At 68.1% G+C, this 22171-nt stretch carries 25 protein-coding genes; 11 read left to right on the forward strand and 14 right to left on the reverse strand.

From position 1 onward, the window contains the following. Nucleotides 1–5: 5 nt before the first annotated feature. The 5 genes from AZL_RS08190 to AZL_RS08210 form a co-directional block, all read right to left on the reverse strand. Complete coding sequence (locus tag AZL_RS08190) at nt 6–701, reverse strand: HAD hydrolase-like protein (RefSeq protein WP_012974159.1); 696 nt, start codon at nt 699–701, stop codon at nt 6–8. 17 nt (nt 702–718) lie between these two features. Further along, complete coding sequence (gene mobB, locus AZL_RS08195) at nt 719–1219, reverse strand: molybdopterin-guanine dinucleotide biosynthesis protein B (protein WP_012974160.1); 501 nt, start codon at nt 1217–1219, stop codon at nt 719–721. 29 nt (nt 1220–1248) lie between these two features. Then, nucleotides 1249–1851 carry a CDP-diacylglycerol--glycerol-3-phosphate 3-phosphatidyltransferase gene (gene pgsA / locus AZL_RS08200; protein ID WP_012974161.1) on the reverse strand — a complete coding sequence of 201 codons (603 nt, stop codon included), beginning with the start codon at nt 1849–1851 and terminating at the stop codon, nt 1249–1251. 78 nt (nt 1852–1929) lie between these two features. Continuing rightward, entirely contained in the window at nt 1930–3909 is a 1980-nt protein-coding gene (gene uvrC / locus AZL_RS08205; RefSeq protein WP_012974162.1) for an excinuclease ABC subunit UvrC, read from the reverse strand. Nucleotides 3910–4312: 403 nt separating this feature from the next. Continuing rightward, a complete protein-coding gene (locus AZL_RS08210) occupies nt 4313–5083 on the reverse strand; it encodes an SDR family oxidoreductase (RefSeq protein WP_012974163.1) in 771 nt (256 codons plus the stop codon). A gap of 96 nt (nt 5084–5179) precedes the next feature. Between AZL_RS08210 and AZL_RS08215 the strand changes: the two genes are divergently transcribed. Together AZL_RS08215 and AZL_RS36260 are read left to right on the forward strand one after the other, a co-directional pair. Next, complete coding sequence (locus AZL_RS08215; protein ID WP_012974164.1) at nt 5180–6004, forward strand: hypothetical protein; 825 nt, start codon at nt 5180–5182, stop codon at nt 6002–6004. A 223-nt stretch (nt 6005–6227) separates the two neighbouring features. After that, nucleotides 6228–6395, forward strand: coding sequence for an RSP_7527 family protein (locus AZL_RS36260; RefSeq protein WP_158305968.1), 168 nt, complete (start codon nt 6228–6230; stop codon nt 6393–6395). 120 nt (nt 6396–6515) lie between these two features. On the opposite strand, the gene AZL_RS08220 is transcribed toward AZL_RS36260, so the two are convergent. Continuing rightward, on the reverse strand, nt 6516–6896 hold the full coding sequence (locus AZL_RS08220; protein ID WP_042442813.1) for a DUF983 domain-containing protein: 381 nt from the start codon (nt 6894–6896) through the stop codon (nt 6516–6518). Nucleotides 6897–7059: 163 nt separating this feature from the next. Here AZL_RS08220 and AZL_RS08225 point away from each other — a divergent pair, with 163 nt between their 5' ends. The 3 genes from AZL_RS08225 to AZL_RS08235 all read left to right on the forward strand — a co-directional run bounded on the left by AZL_RS08225 (nt 7060) and on the right by AZL_RS08235 (nt 9822). After that, nucleotides 7060–8040 (forward strand): ABC transporter substrate-binding protein, encoded by a 981-nt coding sequence (locus AZL_RS08225; RefSeq protein WP_012974166.1) that lies wholly within the window; start codon nt 7060–7062, stop codon nt 8038–8040. 91 nt (nt 8041–8131) lie between these two features. Then, nucleotides 8132–9028 carry an ABC transporter permease gene (locus AZL_RS08230; RefSeq protein ID WP_012974167.1) on the forward strand — a complete coding sequence of 299 codons (897 nt, stop codon included), beginning with the start codon at nt 8132–8134 and terminating at the stop codon, nt 9026–9028. Beyond that, nucleotides 9025–9822, forward strand: coding sequence for an ABC transporter ATP-binding protein (locus AZL_RS08235; RefSeq protein WP_012974168.1), 798 nt, complete (start codon nt 9025–9027; stop codon nt 9820–9822). Before AZL_RS08230 ends, AZL_RS08235 begins: the two co-directional genes overlap by 4 nt. Here the strand turns inward: AZL_RS08235 and AZL_RS08240 are convergent. The 6 genes from AZL_RS08240 to AZL_RS08265 form a co-directional block, all read right to left on the reverse strand. After that, the gene (locus tag AZL_RS08240) at nt 9819–11630 is read right to left on the reverse strand and encodes a monovalent cation:proton antiporter-2 (CPA2) family protein (protein WP_247894173.1); all 1812 of its coding nucleotides are present in this window, start codon (nt 11628–11630) and stop codon (nt 9819–9821) included. The genes AZL_RS08235 and AZL_RS08240 overlap by 4 nt on opposite strands. Nucleotides 11631–11759: 129 nt before the next feature. Continuing rightward, the gene (locus AZL_RS08245; RefSeq protein ID WP_012974170.1) at nt 11760–12602 is read right to left on the reverse strand and encodes an FTR1 family iron permease; all 843 of its coding nucleotides are present in this window, start codon (nt 12600–12602) and stop codon (nt 11760–11762) included. Nucleotides 12603–12637: 35 nt separating this feature from the next. Beyond that, nucleotides 12638–12985: a cupredoxin domain-containing protein gene (locus AZL_RS08250; RefSeq protein WP_012974171.1), complete on the reverse strand. Its 348-nt coding sequence runs from the start codon at nt 12983–12985 to the stop codon at nt 12638–12640. A 194-nt stretch (nt 12986–13179) separates the two neighbouring features. Next, nucleotides 13180–13617, reverse strand: a complete 438-nt coding sequence (locus AZL_RS08255) for a GFA family protein (RefSeq protein WP_012974172.1) — start codon at nt 13615–13617, stop codon at nt 13180–13182. Continuing rightward, nucleotides 13614–14069 carry a GFA family protein gene (locus AZL_RS08260; protein ID WP_012974173.1) on the reverse strand — a complete coding sequence of 152 codons (456 nt, stop codon included), beginning with the start codon at nt 14067–14069 and terminating at the stop codon, nt 13614–13616. The genes AZL_RS08255 and AZL_RS08260 overlap by 4 nt, the downstream gene beginning before the upstream one ends. Nucleotides 14070–14097: 28 nt before the next feature. Further along, nucleotides 14098–14337 carry a DUF1127 domain-containing protein gene (locus AZL_RS08265; protein WP_012974174.1) on the reverse strand — a complete coding sequence of 80 codons (240 nt, stop codon included), beginning with the start codon at nt 14335–14337 and terminating at the stop codon, nt 14098–14100. 173 nt (nt 14338–14510) lie between these two features. On the opposite strand from AZL_RS08265, the gene AZL_RS08270 reads away from it, so the two are divergent. The 4 genes from AZL_RS08270 to plsY all read left to right on the forward strand — a co-directional run bounded on the left by AZL_RS08270 (nt 14511) and on the right by plsY (nt 18364). Next, nucleotides 14511–15398 (forward strand): transcriptional regulator GcvA, encoded by an 888-nt coding sequence (locus AZL_RS08270; RefSeq protein ID WP_012974175.1) that lies wholly within the window; start codon nt 14511–14513, stop codon nt 15396–15398. Between the two features lie 92 nt (nt 15399–15490). Next, complete coding sequence (locus AZL_RS08275; protein WP_012974176.1) at nt 15491–16468, forward strand: aspartate carbamoyltransferase catalytic subunit; 978 nt, start codon at nt 15491–15493, stop codon at nt 16466–16468. After that, nucleotides 16465–17760 (forward strand): dihydroorotase, encoded by a 1296-nt coding sequence (locus AZL_RS08280; RefSeq protein ID WP_012974177.1) that lies wholly within the window; start codon nt 16465–16467, stop codon nt 17758–17760. The genes AZL_RS08275 and AZL_RS08280 overlap by 4 nt, the downstream gene beginning before the upstream one ends. Before the next feature lie 4 nt (nt 17761–17764). After that, the gene (gene plsY / locus AZL_RS08285; protein ID WP_012974178.1) at nt 17765–18364 is read left to right on the forward strand and encodes a glycerol-3-phosphate 1-O-acyltransferase PlsY; all 600 of its coding nucleotides are present in this window, start codon (nt 17765–17767) and stop codon (nt 18362–18364) included. Between the two features lie 19 nt (nt 18365–18383). Here plsY and AZL_RS08290 read toward each other — a convergent pair whose 3' ends face one another. Together AZL_RS08290 and AZL_RS08295 are read right to left on the reverse strand one after the other, a co-directional pair. After that, a complete protein-coding gene (locus tag AZL_RS08290; RefSeq protein ID WP_012974179.1) occupies nt 18384–18728 on the reverse strand; it encodes a ribbon-helix-helix domain-containing protein in 345 nt (114 codons plus the stop codon). A gap of 119 nt (nt 18729–18847) precedes the next feature. Then, nucleotides 18848–19429, reverse strand: a complete 582-nt coding sequence (locus tag AZL_RS08295; RefSeq protein WP_012974180.1) for a DJ-1/PfpI family protein — start codon at nt 19427–19429, stop codon at nt 18848–18850. Between the two features lie 283 nt (nt 19430–19712). Here AZL_RS08295 and AZL_RS08300 point away from each other — a divergent pair, with 283 nt between their 5' ends. Both AZL_RS08300 and AZL_RS08305 read left to right on the forward strand, forming a co-directional pair. After that, nucleotides 19713–21665 carry an acetoacetate--CoA ligase gene (locus AZL_RS08300; RefSeq protein WP_042442815.1) on the forward strand — a complete coding sequence of 651 codons (1953 nt, stop codon included), beginning with the start codon at nt 19713–19715 and terminating at the stop codon, nt 21663–21665. Nucleotide 21666: 1 nt separating this feature from the next. Further along, a complete protein-coding gene (locus AZL_RS08305) occupies nt 21667–22125 on the forward strand; it encodes a hypothetical protein (protein WP_012974182.1) in 459 nt (152 codons plus the stop codon). Nucleotides 22126–22171 lie beyond the last annotated feature (46 nt).

Consider the following 22171-nt stretch of genomic DNA (forward strand, 5'->3'; position numbering starts at 1 on the left):
CCATTCTAGTCCGTCGCGGCACCGGGTGCGAAGGGGGAAATGGCGGCGTTTCCGGGACGCGGCACCTGGCCGCCAAACAGCTCCACCATCTCATCGACCCGCGTCAGCAGCCTGTCGGGCTGGCTGGCGGCCAGCGCGTCGCCACGGGTGTAGCCCCAGGCGACCGCGGCGCAGGCGATGCCGGCCTTTCGCGCCGCCTCGATGTCGCGCAGTTCGTCGCCGATGCCGATGGCCCGGTCGGCTGGAACGCCACTGACGCGCAGCATCCGGCGGAACTTGCCGGCCTTGCCGAACAGCGAGGCGCCGCAAGCGTAATGGTCCACCAGCCCGGCCGCCTGCGGCCCCAGGATCCGGCGGATGTTGGCTTCGGAATTGGAACTGACGATGGCGACGGTCACGCCCCGCTCCCTCACCAGCCGCAGCATCTCCGGCACGCCATCGAACAGCCTTATGCCATCGATGTCGCGCGCCATCAGCCGGCGCATATGGGTGGCGATGAAGGGAAGCTTCCAGGCGGGCACCCGCAGATGTCCGATGATCCGTCGCGCGTCCCAGCCACGCAGCAGTTCCAACTCCTCCGCCCGAACCCGGTTGAAGCCATGGCGGTCGGCGACATCGTTCAGAACGCCGACGAACCAGGGGAAGCTATCGGCCAGCGTGCCGTCGAAATCGAAGATGGCGAGCCGATACGCGCCGATCATCCGGTCCCGGCCGCGTCTCAGCCCAACCCGCAGCGTGCGACGATGAAGGCGGCGACCGCCTCCGCGTCATTCAGGTCCAGCAGCGGAACCGGGCAATTGGGAACGGGACCGTCGCTCGCCACCGCGACGATGGTGGGATCGCCCGGCGCGATCAGCGGCTTCTCCACGTCGGCCCGCCAGATCTCGAGCTTCTCATGCCGGTCGCGCTTGAACCCCTCGATCAGCAGCAGATCGACAGGCGCCACCTTGGTCAGCAGCTCGTCCAGCGTCAGCTCCGGCTCGCCATCGCGCAGCTCATGCATCAGCGCCCAGCGCAGCGGAGAGCTGACCAGCACCTCGGTGGCGCCGGCAAGGCGGTGGTTGTGGCTGTCCTTGCCGGGATGGTCGATGTCGAAGCCCTTATGGGCATGCTTCACGGTGGACACGCTCAGCCCCCGGCCGGTCAGCGCCGGAATCAGGCGCACCATCAGCGAGGTCTTGCCGCTGCCGCTCCAGCCGGTCAGCCCGAAAATCTTCATGGCCAAAGAATCTTCCTGATGTGAAACGCTCAGCCGGCGCTGCGGGCGGATCGGGCGCCGCCGGGCTTCGCCGGCTGTTCGGCCATCATGTGGGTCAACCCCGCGCGCATGTAATCCCACCCGGTGTAGAAGGTCAGCGCCGCGGCGATCCACAAGCCGACCGTGCCGATGAAGGTCACCGGCAGCTCCGCCGGACCATAATCGCCGACGATCAGGAAGCCCAGGGCGATCATCTGGATCGTCGTCTTCCATTTCGCCAGCCAGGTCACCGGCACGCCGACATGCAGACCGGCCAGATACTCGCGCAGTCCCGACACCAACACCTCGCGCAGCAGGATCACCACCGCCGGCAGGATCGACAGGCCGGTCAGCCGGTGGAAGCCGGCCAGCATGATCAACGTCGCCGCCACCAGCAGCTTGTCGGCGATCGGATCCAGGAACTTGCCGATCACGCTTTCCTGGGCCCAGGCACGCGCGAGATAGCCGTCGAACCAGTCGGTGATGCAGGCGGCGGCATAGAGCGAGCAGGCGGTGTAGGCGGCCCAGGCCTCCGGCACATAGAACAGCCCGACCACCACCGGGATCACCGCGATGCGTGACAGGGTCAGCAGGTTGGGCAGGCTGGTCAGCATGACGGAGGACTCGAACCGCTGGAGGATTTCGGCACCCGGCACCCGTGGGAGGGCCGGCTGTTTGCAGATGCCCGCATTCTAACCATCGGGATGGAAGTGATCGTATATCTTTTTCGCAACGGCCCGATTGATCCCTTCCACCGCCTCCAGATCGGCCAGCCCGGCGCGCGACACCGCCGCCCCGCTGCCGAAATGATGCAGCAGCGCCTTCTTGCGGGCGGGGCCGATGCCGGCGATCTCGTCGATCGGCGACTTGCCGATGGCCTTGGTGCGCTTGGCCCGGTGAGTGCCGATGGCGAAGCGGTGGGCTTCGTCGCGCAGCCGTTGCAGGAAATACAGCACCGGGTCGCGCGGCTCCATCTGGAAAGGCGGGCGGTTCTCCATCAGGAAATGCTCGCGCCCGGCGTCACGGTCCGGTCCCTTGGCGATGCCGACCAGCGTCACGTCGTCGATGCCCAGTTCGGCGAACACCTCCAGCGCCACGTTCAATTGGCCGATGCCGCCGTCGATCAGCACCAGATCGGGCCAGCTTCCCAGGCTGCGCTCCGGATCCTCCTTCACCGCCCGGCCGAATCGGCGGGTCAGCACCTCGCGCATCATGGCGAAGTCGTCGCCGGCCGCTCCCTCGCTGCGGATGTTGAACTTGCGGTAGGCGTTCTTGATGAAGCCGTCCGGCCCGGCGACGATCATCGCCCCGATGGCGTGCGCCCCCTGGATGTGGGAGTTGTCGTAGACCTCGACCCGCTCCGGCGCCGAGTCCATGCCGAAGGCCGCCGCCACCCCCTCCAGCAGCCGCGCCTGGCTGGAGCTTTCGGCCAGCCGCCGGCCATGCGCCTCCCGCGCGTTGATCAGGGCATGTTCGACCAGCCGGCGCTTCTCGCCGCGCTTGGGTTCCGCCAGCTCCACCTTGTGGCCGGCGCGGATGGCCAGCGCCTCGGTCAGCAGTTCCAGCTCCGGCAGGGCGTGGCTGACCAGCACCAGCGGCGGCGCCGCCTTGTTCTCGTAGAATTGGGCGATGAAGGCGGCCAGCACTTCCTCGGTCTCCGCCACCTTGTCGTGGCTGGGGAAATAGGCGCGGTTGCCGTAGTTGCGCCCGCCGCGGAAAAAGAAGACCTGGACGCAGGTCGTCCCGCCTTCCGCATAGGCGGCGATGACGTCGGCATCCTCCACCACCCCCTCGACATTGATGTCCTGGTGGGCCTGGATCGCGGTCAGCGCGCGGATACGGTCGCGGTAGCGCGCCGCCGTCTCGAAATCCATCGCGTCGGAGGCCGCCATCATCCGCTCGGCGAACTCGGTCTGGATGTCACGGCTCTTGCCCGACAGGAAGGCGCGGGCCTGATCGACCTGCGCCCGGTACTCCGCCGGACTGACGCGCTCGACGCAAGGCGCCGTGCAGCGCTTGATCTGATATTGCAGGCAGGGCCGGGTCCGGCTGGCGAACACCGTGTCGGCGCAGTTGCGCAGCAGGAAGGCGCGCTGCAACGCCGTGATGGTGCGGTTCACCGCCCCGGCGGAGGCGAAGGGCCCGAAATAATCGGCGTCGCGCCCACGGGCGCCGCGATGCTTGGTCAGCTGCGGATAGTCATGGTCCCTGGTGATCATGATATGCGGAAAAGTCTTGTCATCCCGCAACAAAACGTTGTAACGGGGCATCAGCTTCTTGATCAGATTCGATTCGAGGAGCAGCGCCTCCACCTCGGTATGGGTGTTGACGAACTCCATCGTCTCGGTCTCCGCGACCATGCGCTGGAGCCTGACCGGCAGCTTTCCGACCTGGGTGTAGTTGGTCACCCGGCGCTTGAGGTTGCGCGCCTTGCCGACATACAGCACAGCGCCGTCCCCCGCCAGCATGCGGTAGACGCCGGGGGTCTGCGGCAGCGTCTTCAGATGCTCCCGGATGATCTCGACGCCCCGGTTGATGTCGGCGGGACGGCGCTTCCGGCGCGCGGCACCGCCACCGGAACCATCGCCGGCCGGCGCGTCCGTGGCCGGCGCATCGGTGGGAAGGACGGCCGAGGCGGACGTCAGGGCGTCTGAGGATTGCATTTCGGACATGACCAGAATGTCGTCGAGCAGCCGCCCCGGGTCAACCGTTGGGCAGGAGGACAGCGCATATGGGACGACTCACCCCTCCCGGAGAATATCCACGAAACCTGTGGATAAGTTTGTCGATAACGGAGTGGGTACCCCGTCCGAAGCTAGGCGCCGCAAGGGGTCGCATGCTTCCGCCTAATTTTTGAGCATTTTTGCTAACTCTTTGATTTTCCAAGGTCAGGTTCGAGTCAAGGACAGGAAACGGCGCGCGGCCACAAATTTGTCGCAGGGTCGCAGGCGCCTCTTGCGCGGGGTGGGGCACCTGTGTAAAACGCGCGGTCGTTTTTCTCCCCGCCTCCCCCGCTTCCCCTGGCGCCGGATCCCGCCGGGCCGGATCCGCCAGATGAAAGCCTTGTAACACAGGCTATTCGGTGGGGACGAAGCCATGCACCGGCTGCGCCCATCCCAGATGCTCCCCGCCGTCCAGCGCGATCATCTGGCCAGTCACCGCCGGTGCGGCGATGAGAAAGCGGATGGCCGCGCAGACCTCCTCCGGCGTCGTGCCGCGCCGAAGCGGAGTCGAGTCCCACTGGGCGGCGAACTCCTCCTCGGTCTGGCGGTCGTTGCGCAGGGTGGGACCGGGGCCGATGCCGTTGACGCGGATGCGCGGGGCCAGCGCCATGGCCATGGTGCGCGTCAGCGCCCACAGCCCCATCTTCGACAGCGTGTAGGAGATGAAATGCGGGGTCGGATTCCACACGCGCTGATCGATCACGTTGACGATCAGGCCGCTCTCCCCCTCCGGCAACCTGGACGCGAAATCCTGCGACAGCACGAAGGGTGCCCGCAGGTTCGCCTCCATATGCGCGTCCCACGAGTCGCGGGTGACGGTGGCGACCTCGTCGCACTCGAAGCGGGACGCGTTGTTGACCAGCAGGGTCAGCGGTCCGAGCTGTTCGGCAACAACCGGAACCAGCGCCTTCACCTCCGCCTCGCGATCCAGGTCGGCGGCGAAGGCCATGGCGCGGCCCCCCGCCCGCCCGATCTCGGCGACGACGGCATCCGCCTCCGCGCGGGAACTTCGGTAATGGACGGCCACGTCCCACCCCTGCCCCGCCAGATCGAGCGCGATGGCCCGCCCGATACGCTTGCCGGCCCCGGTCACCAGGGCCGTTTTCTTCTTGATCTCGACCATGGGGCCATAGGTACCTTGCCACCGTCACGGGTCAAGGGGCGAGACGGCCGAAGGCGACACCGGAGAGGGCACGGGGAGAGGGGAGCTCAGCCGACGATGTTGCGCGAAGCCTTCGAATATCTGACCACGCCCTGCCCGCCGCTGGCCCGCCGGTTCGGCTATCTGGCGGAGATGGTGGCGCTGGGCGCCCGTTACCGCCGCCAGCGGCGTGCCTGGGCTCCGCACGTCGCCGCCTGCCATCGCTTCATCGATCAGGCGGTGCGGCGGGCGGAACCGGGCGGGCGGGCTCTGGTCGCCGGCTCCGGGTTGCTGATCGAAGTCCCGCTGGAGACGCTGGCCGCCCGCTTCGACGAGGTGGTGCTGGCGGACCTCCTGCACGGCCGCGCCGTCCGGCGCCGCGCCGCCTCCCTGCCGAACGTCCGGCTGCTGGAGCTGGATGTCAGCGGCGCCCTGGTCCCGCTCGCCGCCGCGCTCGACCATGGCGCTCCGCTCCCCACGGCGTTCGAACCGCCGGTGCCGGCGGGCGGTCCCTTCCGCTTCGTCCTGTCCTGCAACCTGCTGTCCCAGTTGCCGTTGCTCCCCCTCGACGCGGTGGAGCGGCGCGCGCCCGCGACTCCGGAGGCGGAGCGTATGGCCTTCGCGCTGCGGCTGGTCCGCGGCCATCTTTGGTGGCTGTCGGTGATCGCCGAACGGGCGGCGCTATTCACCGACATCGACGCCTCCTGGCTCGATGGCGGCGTGGTCACGGAGGTCGAGGACTCGACCTGGGGCCTCGACCTGCCCGCTCCGGACATGTCCTGGCTGTGGGACATAGCACCAGCGCCCGAACAGCACCGGCGGCAGGATCTGCGCCATAGCGTCGGCGGCTGGTTCGATGTCCGGACGCTGGACATCCCCACCGGCAACCTCCTCAAGCGCTGAGCCTCGGCCATGCCGGCCCCCGCTCGCGGTTGAAAGGAAAATCGTGTCAGGCGGCAATAATCCGCAGATCTGTTGATTGAACGTGCTGATATGGAAAACATCGGTCGGCGTTGCGTACGCTGCGTTTCATCGGGCGGCGGCTCCGCCCTATCCTGGTCTGCACAAGGCAAACGAACCCGAGGGGAGTGGACGCCTCTCACGTCATGTGGAGAGTCCCGGAGTCATGAACACGCAATTCAACGAAGTCCGCGACCTCCGCAGCCATGACGAGATCATGCAGGCCGCCCGCCAGATGCGCGCCAACCATCTGCGCCAGCTGTTCGGCAAGCTGCGCGCCAAGCTGTCCGGGGCCAGCACCGGCCGTGGCGGCGCACTGCCAAGCGCTCGCTGACGGACTCCGCTCCTCCGCCAAAGGGGGAGCGACGGCCGCAAGCAGAGGCATCGGCACATCCACATGGCACCTCGCCACGCCGCGCGGTGCCAGGCGCGTTTCCGGGACTGTCCGGTCCGGCTAATCGCGCTCCGACCCCTGGGCACCGGTGCTCCACAGCAGCCCCAGCACCAGCCCCTTGCAACGCGGCAGCAGAATCAGCGTCAGCACCAGCGTCAGCACGGGCCACACCGTCAGATGCACCCAGGTCGGCGGCTCGTAGGTCTGTTCGACCGCCAGCAGGGCGGGAATGACGATGTGGCCGACGATCAGGATCGTCATCCAGGGCGGCGCATCGTCGGCGCGAAGATGGCCGTAGGCCTCCCCGCAGACCGAACACCGGTCGACCGGCTTCAGAAAGTTCCGCAGCAGCCGGCCGCGCCCGCAATTGGGGCAGCAGCCGATCAGGCCGCGGACGGAGGCGAGAAACTTCGACGGCGCCGCTTCGGTTCCTGCGATCATATCCATTCCTTCGGTTGCGCCCACAATATAGGCTCTTTCGGAACGAACGACATCCCCGATCACGGTGCCGGCCTGCCCTGGGAACTCCCGGCACCGCTGCCGAGTTGACGGCGGACGCCGCGCGGTCTAGGGGAAGATCCTCGCGTTCCGGAGACCCGCAGCCATGTCCTTCACCCGCCTGTTGTGCGCCGCGGTGGCGCTCGCCGCCTTCGCCGCTCCGATCGCCGCGCCGGTTCCGGCGTTGGCGCAGAGCAAGACCGTCGCCATCACCGCCATCGTCCAGCACCCCGCCCTCGACGCGACCCGCGACGGCGTGGTCGAGGCGCTGAAGGAGGCGGGCTATGTCCAGGGCCAGACCCTGAAGGTCGAATACCAGAGCGCCCAGGGCAACCCGGCCACCGCCGCCCAGATCGCCCGCCAGTTCGCCGGCTCCCGTCCCGACGTGATCGTGCCGATCTCCACCCCCTCGGCCCAGGCGGTGGCGGCGGCGACCCGCGACATCCCGGTCGTCTTCACCGCGGTGACCGATCCGGTCTCGGCCCAGATGGTGAAGTCGATGGACAAGCCCGGCGCCAACATCACCGGCCTGTCGGACATGGCCCCGGTGGCCGAGCATGTCGCGCTGATCCGCGAGATCCTGCCGCAGGCCAAGCGCATCGGCGTGCTCTACAACCCCGGTGAACCGAACTCCGTCGTTCTGGTCAAGGCGCTGAAGGACGAGGCGGCCAAGTCCGGTCTCGGTGTCGTCGAGGCCTCCGTGCCCAAATCCTCCGATGCCCAGCCGGCGGTGCGCAGCCTCGTCGGCAAGGCTGACGCCGTCTATATCCCGCTCGACAACACCGTCGTCTCGGCGCTGGAAAGCGTGATCGCGGTCGGCCAGCAGGCCAAGCTGCCGGTCTTCTCCGCCGATACCGACAGTGTCGCCCGCGGCGCGGTCGCCTCCATCGGCTTCGATTATTTCCAGGTCGGCAAGCAGACCGGCGCCATCGTCGCCCGCGTGCTGAAGGGCGAGAAGCCCGGCGACATCCCGGTCACGCTCGCCAAGGGCACCGACCTGTTCGTCAACCCGAAATCCGCCGCCGCCATGGGCGTCACCCTGCCCGACGCGGTGGTGAAACGCGCGACCAAGGTCGTGGGGCAGTAAATCGAGTTCGATTCCCTCTCCCGTGCAGACGGGAGAGGGTTAGGGAGGGGGCGAAACACCCTCTCCGCCAAGTCTCCTCAAAAGCACCGCAATGACCGAAATCGCCCTGTTCGGCGCCATCGAGATCGGCCTCGTCTATGCGCTGGTCGCCATCGGCGTCTATCTGTCCTTCCGCATCCTCGACTTCCCCGACCTGACGGTGGATGGAAGCTTTCCCCTGGGGGCGGCCGTCTGCGCGGTGCTTCTGATCACCGGGGTCAATCCATGGCTCGCCAGCCTCGCCGCAGCTCTGGCCGGCGCGGCGGCCGGGCTGGTGACGGCGACGCTGAACGTGCGCTTCAAGATCCTGCATCTGCTTGCCAGCATCCTGACGATGATCGCCCTGTTCTCGGTCAATCTGCGGGTGATGGGGCGGCCGAACGTGGCGCTGCTGATGCAGGACACCGTCCTGACGCCCTTCTACGGGCTGGGCGTGCCCGACCACATCGTCCGGCCGCTGGTGGTCGGCGCCATCGTCGCCGTGGTCGTCCTGCTGCTCGCCCGCTTCCTCGCCAGCGAGTTCGGGCTGGCGATGCGGGCGACCGGTGTCAACGCGCGGATGGCGCGGGCGCAGGGCGTCGACACCGACGCCCATGTCTATGCCGGCATCGCCCTGTCGAACGGTCTGACCGGTCTGGCCGGCGCCCTGTTCGCCCAGACCAACGGCTTCGCCGACGTCACCACCGGCATCGGCACCATCGTCGTCGGGCTGGCCGCGGTGATCGTCGGCGAGACGGTGCTGCCCGCCCGCGCGCTGGCGCTGGCGCTGGTTGGCTGCGTCGCCGGGTCGATCCTCTACCGCCTCGCGGTGCAGCTGGCGCTGTCGGCCGACGCCATCGGCCTGCAGGCGTCCGACCTCAATCTGGTGACGGCCGTCCTGGTCGCCGTCGCCCTGATCCTGCCACGCCTGAAGGCGAAGGCCAGCCGCACCACAAGAGCCGCCCGATGATCGTCGTCGAGAACATCCACGTCACCTTCGGGCGCGGCACGCCGCTGGAGAAGCACGCGCTGCGCGGCGTCGACCTGACGATCCCGGAAGGGCAGTTCGTCACCGTCATCGGCTCCAACGGCGCCGGGAAATCGACCTTCCTCGGCTCGCTGGCCGGCGACGTGCTGGCGGAGCGGGGCCGTATCGCCATCGACGGCACCGACGTCACCCGCTGGGACACGCCGCGCCGCGCCGGTCTGGTCGCCCGCGTCTTCCAGGACCCGATGGCCGGGAGCTGCGCCGCCCTGACCATCGAGGAGAACATGGCGCTGGCCGCCGCCCGTGGCCGGCGCCGCGGGTTCTCCCTGGCGCTGGGCGGCGACCGCCGCAAGGGCTTCCGCGACCGCATCGCCGCGCTGGGGCTGGGGCTGGAGAACCGCCTGCACGACCGCATGGGGTTGCTGTCCGGCGGCCAGCGCCAGGCGGTCAGCCTGCTGATGGCGACGCTGGCCGGCTCCAAGATCCTGCTGCTGGACGAGCACACCGCGGCACTCGATCCCGCCACCGCCGATTTCGTGCTGGACCTGACCCGGCGCATCGTCCGCGACAACCGGCTGACCACGCTGATGGTCACCCATTCGATGCGCCAGGCGCTGGATTACGGCGACCGCACGCTGATGCTGCACGAGGGCCGGGTCGTCCTCGACGTGGCGGGAGAGGAGCGCGCCGGGCTGGACGTGCCGCATCTGCTGGCGCTGTTCGCCCGGCAGCGCGGCGGGGCGGAGATCAGCGACGACAGCCTGCTGATCGGCTAGGCCTTCGCCGCACCCTTGGCCTCGCGCCCCCCCCCGCCTTCGCTCCCCTCGCCCTCCCGGTCCGCCTCGAACAGCGACAGAAGCTCTTCGGCGGCATCGCGGGAGGTCTGGATCAGCTTGGTCTCGTCATTGTGGACGGCGTGCTGGCTGATCAGGGTGCGTTCGTCATGGGCGCGGAAGGTTTCCAGCATCCGCGTCACCTCGCCCTCGGGAAACCCCATCTCGCGCAGCACGTCGCCGGTCAGGCGGATGCTGGACTCGAAGGTCTCGCGCACGATGTGGGTGACGCCACGGTCCATCAGATGGTGGACATGGCGGCGGTTGCGGGCGCGGGCGAAGATGGTCAGGTTGGGGAAATGGCGAGTCGCCATCTCCACCACCCGCAGCGACTGCTCCATGTCGTCGAGCGCCACCACCAGCACCCTGGCCTTCTCCGCCCCGGCGGCGCGCAGCAGTTCGACCCGCGTGGGGTCGCCGTAATAGGCTTTGCTGCCGAACTTGCGGACGAAATCGACCTGGGCGGCGCTGCTCTCCAGCGCGGTGAAGGGGATGCCGCGCATGCGCAGCACGCGGCCGACCACCTGCCCGACCCGGCCGAAACCGCAGATGATGACCGGCGGGTTCTCGTCGGGCGGGGTGTCGAAGGGACGCTTGGGCTTCCCCGCCATCAAGCGCGGCGCGAACCAGCGCTCCTCCGCCGCGAACAGGAAGGGGGTCGCCAGCATGGACAGCGTGACCACCAGCATCGCCGCCGACGCCTGCCCCCCCGTCATCGCGCCACCACCGGCCGCCAGTCCGAACAGCACGAAGCCGAACTCGCCGCCCTGGCTCAGCACCGTCGCCATCCGCATCGACCCCACCCAGGGCACGCCGGCGGCGCGGGCCAGGACCAGCATGACCAGCCCCTTCACCACCAGCAGTCCGACGGCAAGCCCGAGGAAGCGGACCGGATGCGCCAGCAGGGTCGGCACATCCGCCCCCATGCCGACCGAGACGAAGAACAGGCCGAGCAACAGGCCCTCGAACGGCTCGATATCGGCCTGCACCTCGTGCCGGTATTCCGAGTCCGACAGCAGGACGCCGGCCATGAAGGCGCCCAGCGACATCGACAGCCCGGCCTCCTCGATCAGCACGGCGGTGCCGACCACGATCAGCAGGGCGGTGGCGGTGAAGATCTCCGGCGCGCCGGCCCGGTCGACGGCGTGGAAGATCGGGCGCAGCAGATAGCGCCCGCCGATCAGCACCACAATGACCGCCACCACCGCCTTGGCGACCGCCAGCCAGGCGCCGTCGGCGTGCGGCACGCCGCCATTGCCCAGCAGCGGCAGCAGCGCCACCGCCGGGATGATCGCCAGATCCTGGAACAGCAGGATGGAAAAGGCGTTGCGCCCGGATTGGTTGGCGAGCAGCCCGCGCTCCGCCATCATCGGCAGCGCCATGGCGGTGGAGGACAGGGCGAAGCCGAACCCCAGCACCACGGCGGTCGGCCAGGCGAGCCCCAGCCCGCCGATGCACAGCCCGGCGATCGCGGCACCGGTGACGGCGACTTGCGCGCCACCCAGCCCCAGCACCGATTTCCGCATGACCCACAGGCGGGCGGGTCTCAGTTCCAGCCCGATCAGGAACAGCAGCATGACGACGCCGAGTTCCGAGGCGTGGGCGATCGCCCCCACATTGGTGACCAGCCCCAATCCCGCCGGTCCGACCGCCAGCCCGGCGGCCAGGTAGCCGAGCGGCGCCCCGAACCCGAAGCGTTTCGCCACCGGCACCGCGACCACCATCGCCGCCAGCAACACAACCAACGTCACAAGCTCCGCCATATCCCCCGCCGCCCGATTGTCGCAGCGGCACTATGGCGCGATTTCAAGGGCGGAGGCCAGACGCTTGACCGCCGGCCCGCCCCCACACCTTCATGCTATTGATCATTCCGCCATTGGTCATTCGGCCGGGGATGCCACGCGCGTTCCCTTGCGCGGCGGACCGCCGGCCGCCCAGCGGGTCAGCAGCAGGATGCCGGCCACGACGCCGACATAGGCGATCAGTTGCGCCTCGGTCGGACGGTCGGTGTAGCCGACCAGGACATGCAGCGCCTGCCCGACAAGGCTGTTGTCGCGCAGGATGCCCGAGCTGTCCCACAGCACGGTGCCGCCGGCATCCAGAACGCCGCCCTGGGCCAGGAAATTGACCGCCGTCGCCGCCATGCCGGCGGCCAGCAGGGTCAGCAGCCAGGTGGTGGTGGAGAAGAGGTAGCGCGTCGGAATTTGCACGAGCCCGGCATAGAGCAGGACCGAGACCAGCGCCCCCAACGCCATGCCGCCCAACCCGCCGGCGGCCACGGTGGCGAAACCACCCTCTTCCGACGCCAGGATGCCGGTCAGGAACAGCACGACCTCCGACCCTTCGCGCAGCACGGCGACACCGATGACGACGGCCAAGGCGGCAAGCGACTTGTCGCCGCTCCGCACCGCCTGGCCGACCGCCTTCATGTCGCGCGCCAGTTCGCGGCCATGCTGGGCCATCCAGGCATTGTGCCAGGCCAGCATGGCGACGGCGATCAGCAGCACGGTGGCGTTGAACAGCTCCTGCCCGGTATCGGCGAACAGCGAACTGATGCCGTCGGCGAAGGCGGCGACGATGCAGGAGCCGACGATGCCGCCGACGATGCCGAGCGCGATCCAGCGGCCGCGTCCAACCACCCCCTGGGTGGCGGCCAGCACGATGCCGACGATGAGGCCCGCTTCAAGGACCTCGCGAAAGACGATGATCAGACTGGCGAGCATGGGCGGCTCCGGTACGGGCGGTCTTCAGAACTGCATCACTCGGCGACCACGGCGCCTTGCGCCGTCGCCTCGTGGAATTCGCCGAAGAAGGGATAGCGCCCCGGCTTCAACGGACCGACCATGACCTTGATCTGCTTGCGGCCGCCGACGATCTTCTCGACCTTCATCTCGCCGCTTTCGAACTCCTCCGAGGTGGCGTCCTGGTTGTCGACCAGCAGAGTCACCCGCTTGTTGGCCGGGATCCTGACCTCGGCCGGCTCGAACTTGTGATCCTTGATGACGATGGTCACCACATCCTCGGCCCGCGCGGGACCGGCATGGATCAGGGTCGCGCCAAACAGGGCGATGGCGCAGACGGCGGAAAGCAGCGGAACACGACGCATTCGCGGAAAACCTCAGAGCGGGGCGGCGGAGCCGAAGGACGTTTGCTTGTGAAAATCATTCTCACCGCGATCCCTTCGGGTCAAATGAAAAGGGACCCGTGGGCTCCGCAACGCACCTGCGACGGAACAGCACACCCCGCCGGGCGGCCGCCGTTTCCGTCCCCTTCCTCCTTCGATCCCGGACTACCGGCCGCCTACTCGTCCTCGGAAGACCCGGCGAACTGTTCCAGCCCATCGGCGATGTCATAGTAATCGGCCTTGTCGGCGACATAGCCATGACACAGCGTGGTCAGCCCGGTCGGCTGGTCGAGGCAGCCGGCGGCGATCTCGATCTCCCGCTTGCCGTCGCCCTTCCAGAACAGGGACGACCCGCAACGGCCGCAGAATCCGCGCTCCGCGAAGCTTGAGGAGCGGTACCAGGACAGCGTCCCATCGGCATCGAAGGTGACGGTGTCGCGCGGCACGGTGATGTAGGCGCCGAAATGACCGTGGAAGCGGCGGCACTGGCTGCAATGGCAGGTCACCACCCCGTCGGGCCGCTCCGCCAGCAGGAAGCGCACGCCACCGCACAGGCATCCTCCGGACAATTCCGTCCCGCGTCCGGCACCGCCGCCGCTTACGTCACCGGTCATTCCACGCTCTCCCCCGTGCTGGTCCGCGCCGTGCTGGTCCGTCGCTCGACGCCGTCATCGCCGATGTCGTAATAGGCGCCCTTCCGATCGACGAAGATATGGCGGTCGACCCGGAGCCCCGATGCGTCGTCCAGGCTGCCGGCGGTCACCGTGATGCGCGCGCGCCCCTCGGCATCGGGCTGGTGCAGCGCCTCCCAGAACAGCCCGGCACCGCAACGGCTGCAAAAGCCACGGCGCGCCCGGTCGGAGGAGGCATACCATGTCAGCGTCGTCTCAGTGAGCAGACGCAACGCCGCACGCGGCACGCCGGTGTAGGCGCCGACATGGCTGTGCTGGCGTCTGCACTGGGCGCAGTGACAGAAGGAGATCGGCTCCGGATGGATGCCGATGGCATAGCGCACGCCGCCGCACAGGCAGCCGCCCGTCCAAACCCGGTTCCCGATCCCCGTCATATCCGCCTCCCCCCATCGGTCACGCGCATCAGCCGCGCCAGAACGGCTTTTCGGCCTCATGATCGGCGTCGGCACGCGAGATGCCGATGTCCGACAGCAGGTGATCCGGCAGAGCCTCCAGCGCGCGGCGCTGCCTACGCCGCTCGTTCCAGGTGGCGAGGCCGTCGAACAGCGCCGCCAGACGGTCGCCCAGGCCCTCGCCCGCGCGCGCCGGCTTGCGAACGAACATCCGTGCGCCGGACATCGACGATTGCGTTCCCTTTGTCATGATCCGGTTCCTTATCGCTGGATGGGGAGCGGGGCCGTGGCCTCGCCGCTCCGGTTTGAACGACCGCTTGTGGAACTGAGGATGGGACAAAGGCCGCTTGCCGACAAACGACGCTTTCTCATAGAATCGATTAGCTGTCCTAATCCGAACCCGACACCGGTCCGCCCCACCCCATGTCCCGCCGCCTGCCCCCGCTGAACGCGCTGCGCGCCTTCGAAGCCGCCGCCCGCCATCTTTCCTTTACAAAGGCGGCCGACGAGCTGCATGTGACCCAGGCCGCCATCAGCCACCAGATCAAAGCGCTGGAGGAGTGGCTCGGATTACCGCTGTTTCGCCGAATGAACCGCGCGCTGGCGCTGACAGAAGCCGGGCAGAGCTACCTGCCGCCGGTGCGCGAGGCGATGGACACGCTGTCCCAGGCGACCGACCGGCTGATCCGCGCCGACAGCAGCGGCACCCTGACCATCTCCACCATGCCCAGCTTCGCGTCGAAATGGCTGGTGCCCCGGCTGATGCGCTTCCAGAAACGCCATCCGGAGATGGATGTGCGGGTGCACAGCACGTCGCAGATGGTGGATTTCGCCCGCCACGACGTCGATCTGGCGATCCGCTTCGGCAGCGGCCTCTGGCCCGACCTGCGGGTCGAGCGCCTGCTGACCGAGGACATCTTCCCGGTCGGGCATCCGTCGCTGCTGTCCGGCAACCGGCCGCTGGTCAACCCGGAGGATCTGCGGCATCACACCCTGCTCCACGACGACTACAACATCTCCTGGGCGGTGTGGTGCCGGGCGGCGGGGATCGAGGGGGTGGACACCGAACGCGGCCTGCGCTTCGACGATTCCTCCTTCACCCTCCAGGCGGCGATCAACGGCCACGGCATCGCGCTCGCCCGCGGCGTCCTGGTGGCCGACGACATCGCCGCCGGGCGGCTGGTCCGCCTGTTCGAGGTGCGGCTGCCGGGAAGCCTCGCCTATTACGTGGTGGCGCCACATCACTATTATTCCCGGCCGAAGGTGAAGGCCTTCCACGACTGGCTGTTCGAGGAGGCGGACGCGGTCTGAAAAGCCCCGCGAAAGGCCGGCGGCGCCGCTGTCTTGACCGGGCGTCTTGAACGGCTTGCGGGCGTAACCGACGGCTCCTATAGTCCGCGCCCATGAGCGCGAACCCGTCCCCCGACACGGTCTTCCCGCACCGCCATCTTCTCGGAATCGAGGGACTGCGGGCCGGCGAGATCACCCGGATCCTCGACCTCGCCGATGGCTATGTCGAGCAGAACCGCCGCCCCGTGAAGAAGTCCACCCTGCTGGACGGCCGCACGCAGGTGAACCTGTTCTTCGAGAACTCCACCCGCACCCGCACCAGCTTCGAGCTGGCCGGCAAGCGGCTGGGGGCCGACGTCATCAACATGTCGACCGACAGCAGCTCGGTGAAGAAGGGCGAGACCCTGATCGACACGGCGATGACGCTGAACGCCATGCATCTGGATGCGCTGGTGGTGCGCCACACCGATTCGGGCGCCGTCAAGCTGCTGGCCGACAAGGTCAACTGCTCGGTCATCAATGCCGGCGACGGCCATCACGAACACCCGACCCAAGCCCTGCTCGACGCGCTGGCGATCCGCCGCCGCCTGGGCCGGCTCGACGGGCTGATCGTGGCGATCTGCGGCGACATCCTGCACAGCCGCGTCGCCCGCTCCAACATCCACCTGCTGAACGCCATGGGGGCGCGGGTGCGCTGCGTGGCGCCGCCGACCCTGCTGCCGTCGCAGATCGAACGGCTGGGCGTCGAGGTCCATCATTCGATGAAGACCGGCCTGCGCGACGCCGACGTCGTGATGATGCTGCGCCTGCAAACCGAGCGGATGAGCGGCCAGTATGTCCCCTCGACCCGCGAGTATTTCTACTTCTACGGCCTCGATTACGAGAAGCTGGAGGTGGCGAAGCCCGACGCGGTGATCATGCACCCCGGACCGATGAACCGCGGTGTCGAGATCGACTCGGAGGTCGCCGACGATCTCAAGCGCTCGATGATCCTCGATCAGGTGGAACTGGGCGTGGCGGTGCGCATGGCCGTGCTCGACCTGCTGACCCGTGAACGCCGCCAGTCCGACCTTGCGGGAGTTGCCCGATGACCGCCCGTATCGTCTACCGCGACGCCCGCCTGCTCGATCCGGCGACCGGTCTCGACCAGCGTGGCGACCTGCTGATCGATGGCGAGACCATCGCCGATTTCGGCCCCGGCCTGTTCAACGACTCCACGCCCGACGGCGCCGAGGTGATCGACCTCGCCGGCCTCTGCCTCGCCCCCGGCCTCGTCGACATGCGCGTGCTGATCGGCGAACCGGGCGAGGAGGAGAAGGACACGATCAAGAGCGCGTCCCGCGCCGCGGCGGCCGGCGGCATCACCGCCATGGCGCTGCTGCCCAACACCGACCCGGTGCTGGACGAGGTCGCCGGGCTGGAGTTCATCGCCAGGCGCGCCCGCGAGGTGAAGCTGGTCAAGGTCTTCGCCTATGGCTCCGCCACCCGCGGCACCGAAGGCAACGAGATCACCGAGATGGGCCTGCTGGGTCAGGCCGGTGCGGTCGCCTTCACCGACGGCACCAAGGCCATCGCCAGCGCCAAGACGATGCGCCGGGCGCTCAGCTACGCCAAGACCTTCGGCAAGCTGATCGTCCAGCATCCGGAGGAACCGTCGCTGGCGGCGGGCGGCATGATGAATTCCGGCGAGATCGCCACCCGCCTCGGCCTCGTCGGCATCCCGCGCGAGGCCGAGATCATCATGATCGAGCGCGACCTGCGGCTGGCCGAGCTGACCGGCGGGCGCCTGCATTTCGCCCACGTCACCACCGGTGAATCGGTCGACCTGATCCGCCGCGCCAAGGCGCGCGGGCTGACGGTGACCTGCGACACCGCCCCGCATTACTTCGCGCTGACCGAGACCGACGTCGGCGATTACCGCACCTACGCCAAGGTCTCGCCGCCGCTGCGCGGCGAGATGGACCGCCGCGCCATCGTCGAGGGGCTGGCCGACGGCACCATCGACGCCATCGCGTCGGACCATGTGCCGCAGGACCAGGACCAGAAGCGCCTGCCCTTCGCCCAGGCCGCCCCTGGCGTGATCGGGCTGGAGACCCTGTTCCCGCTGACGCTGGAACTGGTGCACAAGGGCAGGATGCCGCTGCTGAAGGCGCTGGCCTGCGTCACCGCCAACCCGGCGGCGATCCTCGATCTTGCCGTCGGCCGCATCGTCAAGGGCGGGCCGGCCGATCTGGTCGTGTTCGACGCCGACGTGCCGTGGCAGGTCGACGTCAGCCGCTTCAAGTCGAAGTCGAAGAACTCGCCCTTCGAGAACCGTCCGGTCCAGGGCCGGCCGCTGCGCACCATCGTCGACGGCCGCACCGTCTGGCAGGCGGAGGACTGATCCGGTGCCGACCCTCCTGCTTGCCGCTCTGCTGGGCTATCTGCTCGGCTCGATCCCCTTCGGACTGGTGCTGACCCGGATGGCCGGTCTGGGCGACATCCGCCAGATCGGCTCCGGCAACATCGGCGCCACCAACGTCCTGCGCACCGGCAACAAGCCACTGGCGCTGGCGACCCTGCTGCTCGACAGCGGCAAGGGCGCCATCGCGGCATTGCTGGCCCTGTGGTGGGCCGGGCCGGAGGCGGCGGTTCTGGCCGCCGGCGGCGCCATGCTGGGCCACAGCTTCCCGGTCTGGCTCGGCTTCAAGGGAGGCAAGGGGGTGGCGACCGCCATCGGCGTCCTTCTGGCGATTTCCTGGCCGGTCGGGCTGCTGGCCTGCCTGACCTGGGTGGTCATGGCGGCGCTGTTCCGCATCTCGTCGCTGTCGGCGTTGACGGCGATCGCCATCAGCCCGCTGACAGGCTGGTATTTCGGCGGGCCGTTGGTGGGCGGCCTCTGCCTGTTCATCGCCGCTCTCGTCTTCGTCCGGCACGAGGCGAACATCCGCCGCCTGCTGAAGGGCGAGGAACCCAGGATCGGCTCGGGCAAGAAAAAGGCGGCCTGACCGTTACTGGCCCCGACCGTTACAAGCCGGGCCGCAGGCTGACCACATTGTCGGAAAGGCGCCGTGGCGATTGCGACGGCGCCTTTTTGCCTTCCGCCGCATTCACCACCAGCGACAGATAGCGCAGGCAGCTCACCCGCAGGAACGAAGCCAGATTGGGCACTTCGCCGCGATACTCGACGATCTCGTCGTAGAGCTTGGCGATGAGCTGGTTGGTGGTCATGCCGTCGCGGGCGGCGATCTCCGCCAGCACGTCCCAGAACAGCGATTCCAGACGGATCGTGGTGACGACCCCATGGATCCGCACCGAGCGGGAGCGCGGTTCGTACAGGATCGGATCGGCCTTCACATAGATCTCGCACATCGGTGGCATCCTTCCGGTATGAGGCGGCTCCGACGAAAGAAGGCGACGGCACATCGCCGCCGCCGATCACATCCCAACTCACTCACATCCCAATTCGCTCACATCACAGCTCGATCACATCACAGTTCGATGCGGGTTCCCAGCGCCGTGATGAAGCGCGACAGCCAGGCGGGATGGGCGGGCCAGGCCGGCGCGGTGATCAGATGCCCATCGGTGACGGCGTCATCGATGGCGATGTCGGCATACTCGCCGCCCGCCAGTTCGACCTCCGGGCGGCAGGCCGGATAGGCCGAGACCCGGCGCCCCTTCAACACGCCGGCGGCGGCCAGCAGTTGCGCCCCATGGCAGACGGCGGCGATCGGCTTGGCGGCATCGTCGAACGCCCGCACCAGCGCCAGCACGGCCGGGTTGAGCCGCAGATATTCCGGCGCCCGCCCGCCCGGAATCACCAGCCCGTCATAGGCGTCGGCCGACGCCGTCTCGAAAGCGGCGTTGAGGGTGAAGTTATGGCCCCGCTTTTCGCTGTAGGTCTGATCGCCCTCGAAATCATGCACCGCGGTGGCGATGCGGTCACCCGCTGCCTTTCCCGGACACACCGCATCCACCAGATGCCCGACCGCCAGCAAGGTCTGGAACGGCACCATGGTCTCGTAATCCTCGGCATAGTCGCCGACCAGCATCAGGATCTTCTTCGCTGCCATCTCGCCCTTCCCGAAAAGAACGGCCCCAGTCGATTGGCCGACCCGATTGTATGGGCTGGAAACGTGAGGCGGGTAACAACGGGCTATGACATGGCAAGATTGTTTCCCGAAACCGTTGCCGGTAACGCCGCCGTCGGTCCCGAACGGAATTCGCCGGGCCGGGCCCGACGAGAGGGGAAAAGACAAGCGCTTCGCGCTTGCGTTATGCTGCCCCGCAATCCGCGGGGGTCGAACACCCCCATCCGATCATTTGAACGGCAACGAAGACCCGAGGGAACCGAGAATGGACACTCCGCTGTGGAGCCCCAGTGGGGAGCGCATCGCGCAAGCCAACCTGACCGCTTTCCGCACGGCGGCGAATGCGCGGTTCGGACTGCGGCTGGATGATTACGACGCGCTCTACAACTGGTCGATCGCGGAAAAGGAGCGGTTCTGGCGCTTCCTGTGGGAATGGGCCGGGCTGACCGGCGACCTCGGCGCCGTCGATCTTGTGGATGGCGACAGGATGCCGGGCGCCCGCTGGTTCCCGGAAGCCAGCCTGAGCTATGCCGAGAATATGCTGGCCGGCGCGCCCGATGAGAACGCCGTCGTCTTCTGGGGCGAGGACAAGGTGAAATACCGCTGGAGCGGGGCGGAGCTGAAGGCAACCGTCTCCCGCCTGCAACAGGCCTTGAAGGCCAAGGGCGTCGGCAAGGGCGACCGTGTCGCGGCGATCATGCCGAACATGCCGGAAACGCTGGCGGCGATGATCGCCACCGCCAGCCTGGGGGCGGTCTGGTCCTCCTGTTCCCCCGATTTCGGCATCCAGGGCATCACCGACCGCTTCGGCCAAATCGAGCCGAAGGTGGTCTTCGCCCCCGACGCCTACTGGTACAACGGCAAGAGCCACGACGTCCGCGCCAAGGTGGCGGAGGTGCTGAGGGATCTGCCGACCGTCGTCGCCACCGTCATCATCCCCTATGTCGACAAGGCGCCCGACCTGTCGGCGATCCCCGGCGCCGTCGGCTTCGCGGAGTTCATGGCGCCCCACCCGGCGGCCGAACCGGTTTTCGAGCGGGTCGCCTTCGACCACCCGCTCTTCATCCTCTACTCCTCCGGCACCACCGGAAAGCCGAAATGCATCGTCCATGGCACCGGCGGCACCATTCTTCAGCATGTGAAGGAGCACCGCCTGCACTGCGACCTCAAGCCCGGCGACCGGTTGTTCTATTTCACCACCTGCGGCTGGATGATGTGGAACTGGCTGGTGACCGGGCTCGCCAGTGGCACGACGCTGGTGCTCTATGACGGCTCGCCCTTCGCCCCCACCGGCAACATCCTGTTCGACTATGCCGATGCCGAGCGGGTGACCCTGTTCGGCACCTCCGCCAAATTCATCCAGTCGCTGGAGAAGTCGGGGCTGGAGCCGGTCAGGACCCATTCGCTGGCCAGCGTGAAGACGCTGACCTCCACCGGCTCGCCGCTGATGCCGGAGAATTTCGAGTTCGTCTATCGCGCCATCAAGCAGGACGTCCATCTGGCCTCGATCAGCGGCGGCACCGACATCATGTCCTGCTTCGTGCTGGGCAACCCGATCTCCCCGGTCTGGAAGGGCGAGATCCAGACGCGCGGTCTCGGCATGGCGGTGGAGGCGTTCGACGACAACGGCGTCGCCGTGCGCGGCGAAAAGGGCGAGCTGGTCTGTACCCGCCCCTTCCCCAGCATGCCCATCGGCTTCTGGGCCGATCCCGACGGGGCGAAGTACCGCTCCGCCTATTTCGACCGCTTCCCCAATGTCTGGGTCCATGGCGACTTCATCGAACAGACGGACCATGGCGGCTGGGTGATCTACGGCCGCTCGGACGCGGTGCTGAACCCCGGCGGCGTGCGCATCGGCACGGCGGAGATCTACCGCCAGGTCGAACAGTTGCCGGAGATCATGGAGGCGGTCTGCATCGGCCAGGAATGGGACGGCGATGTCCGCGTCGTGCTGTTCGTCGTGCTGCGCGAGGGGATGAAGCTGGACGAGACGCTGGCGGCGACCATCCGCAAGCGGATCAAGGACAATTGCTCGCCCCGCCATGTGCCGGCGAAGATCGTCCAGGTCACCGACATCCCGCGCACCCGCTCCGGCAAGATCACCGAATTGGCGGTGCGCGACGCCGTCCATGGCCGCCCGATCAAGAATACCGAGGCGCTGTCGAACCCGCAGGCGCTCGACGAGTTCCGCGAACGGACGGAACTGGCCGGGGCATGAGGTGGCGCCGCCGCTGTTCCTCGACCTCGACGGCGTGCTTGCCGATTTCGACCGCGGCGTCGTCGCGGTCACCGGCAAGCGGCCGGAACAGCAGCCGATGAAGGAGATGTGGCGGGCGCTGTCCCGCCACGCCGACTTCTTCGGCACGCTGGAGTTCATGCATGACGCGCGGGAGCTTTGGGCCTTCTGCGCCCCGCACCAGCCGACCATCCTGACCGGCCTGCCGATGGGCAGCTGGGCGCCGGACCAGAAAAAGCGCTGGGTCGCCCGCATGCTGGGGGCCGACGTGCCGGTCATCACCTGCATGGCCCGCGACAAGGCCCGTTATGCCAGCCCCGGCGCCATCCTGGTCGACGACCGCGAGATGGCCCGCGCCCCGTGGGAGGCGGCCGGCGGCCGCTTCATCCTCCATCGCAGTGCCGACGGCAGCATCGCCGAACTCGTGACGCTGGGGTTCTGACGGCAAAGGAGGCGGCTTGCCGCCCCCTTCCGCGCCCCTCCGGTCG

This window comes from Azospirillum sp. B510 (assembly GCF_000010725.1).
GTDB lineage: Bacteria > Pseudomonadota > Alphaproteobacteria > Azospirillales > Azospirillaceae > Azospirillum > Azospirillum lipoferum_B.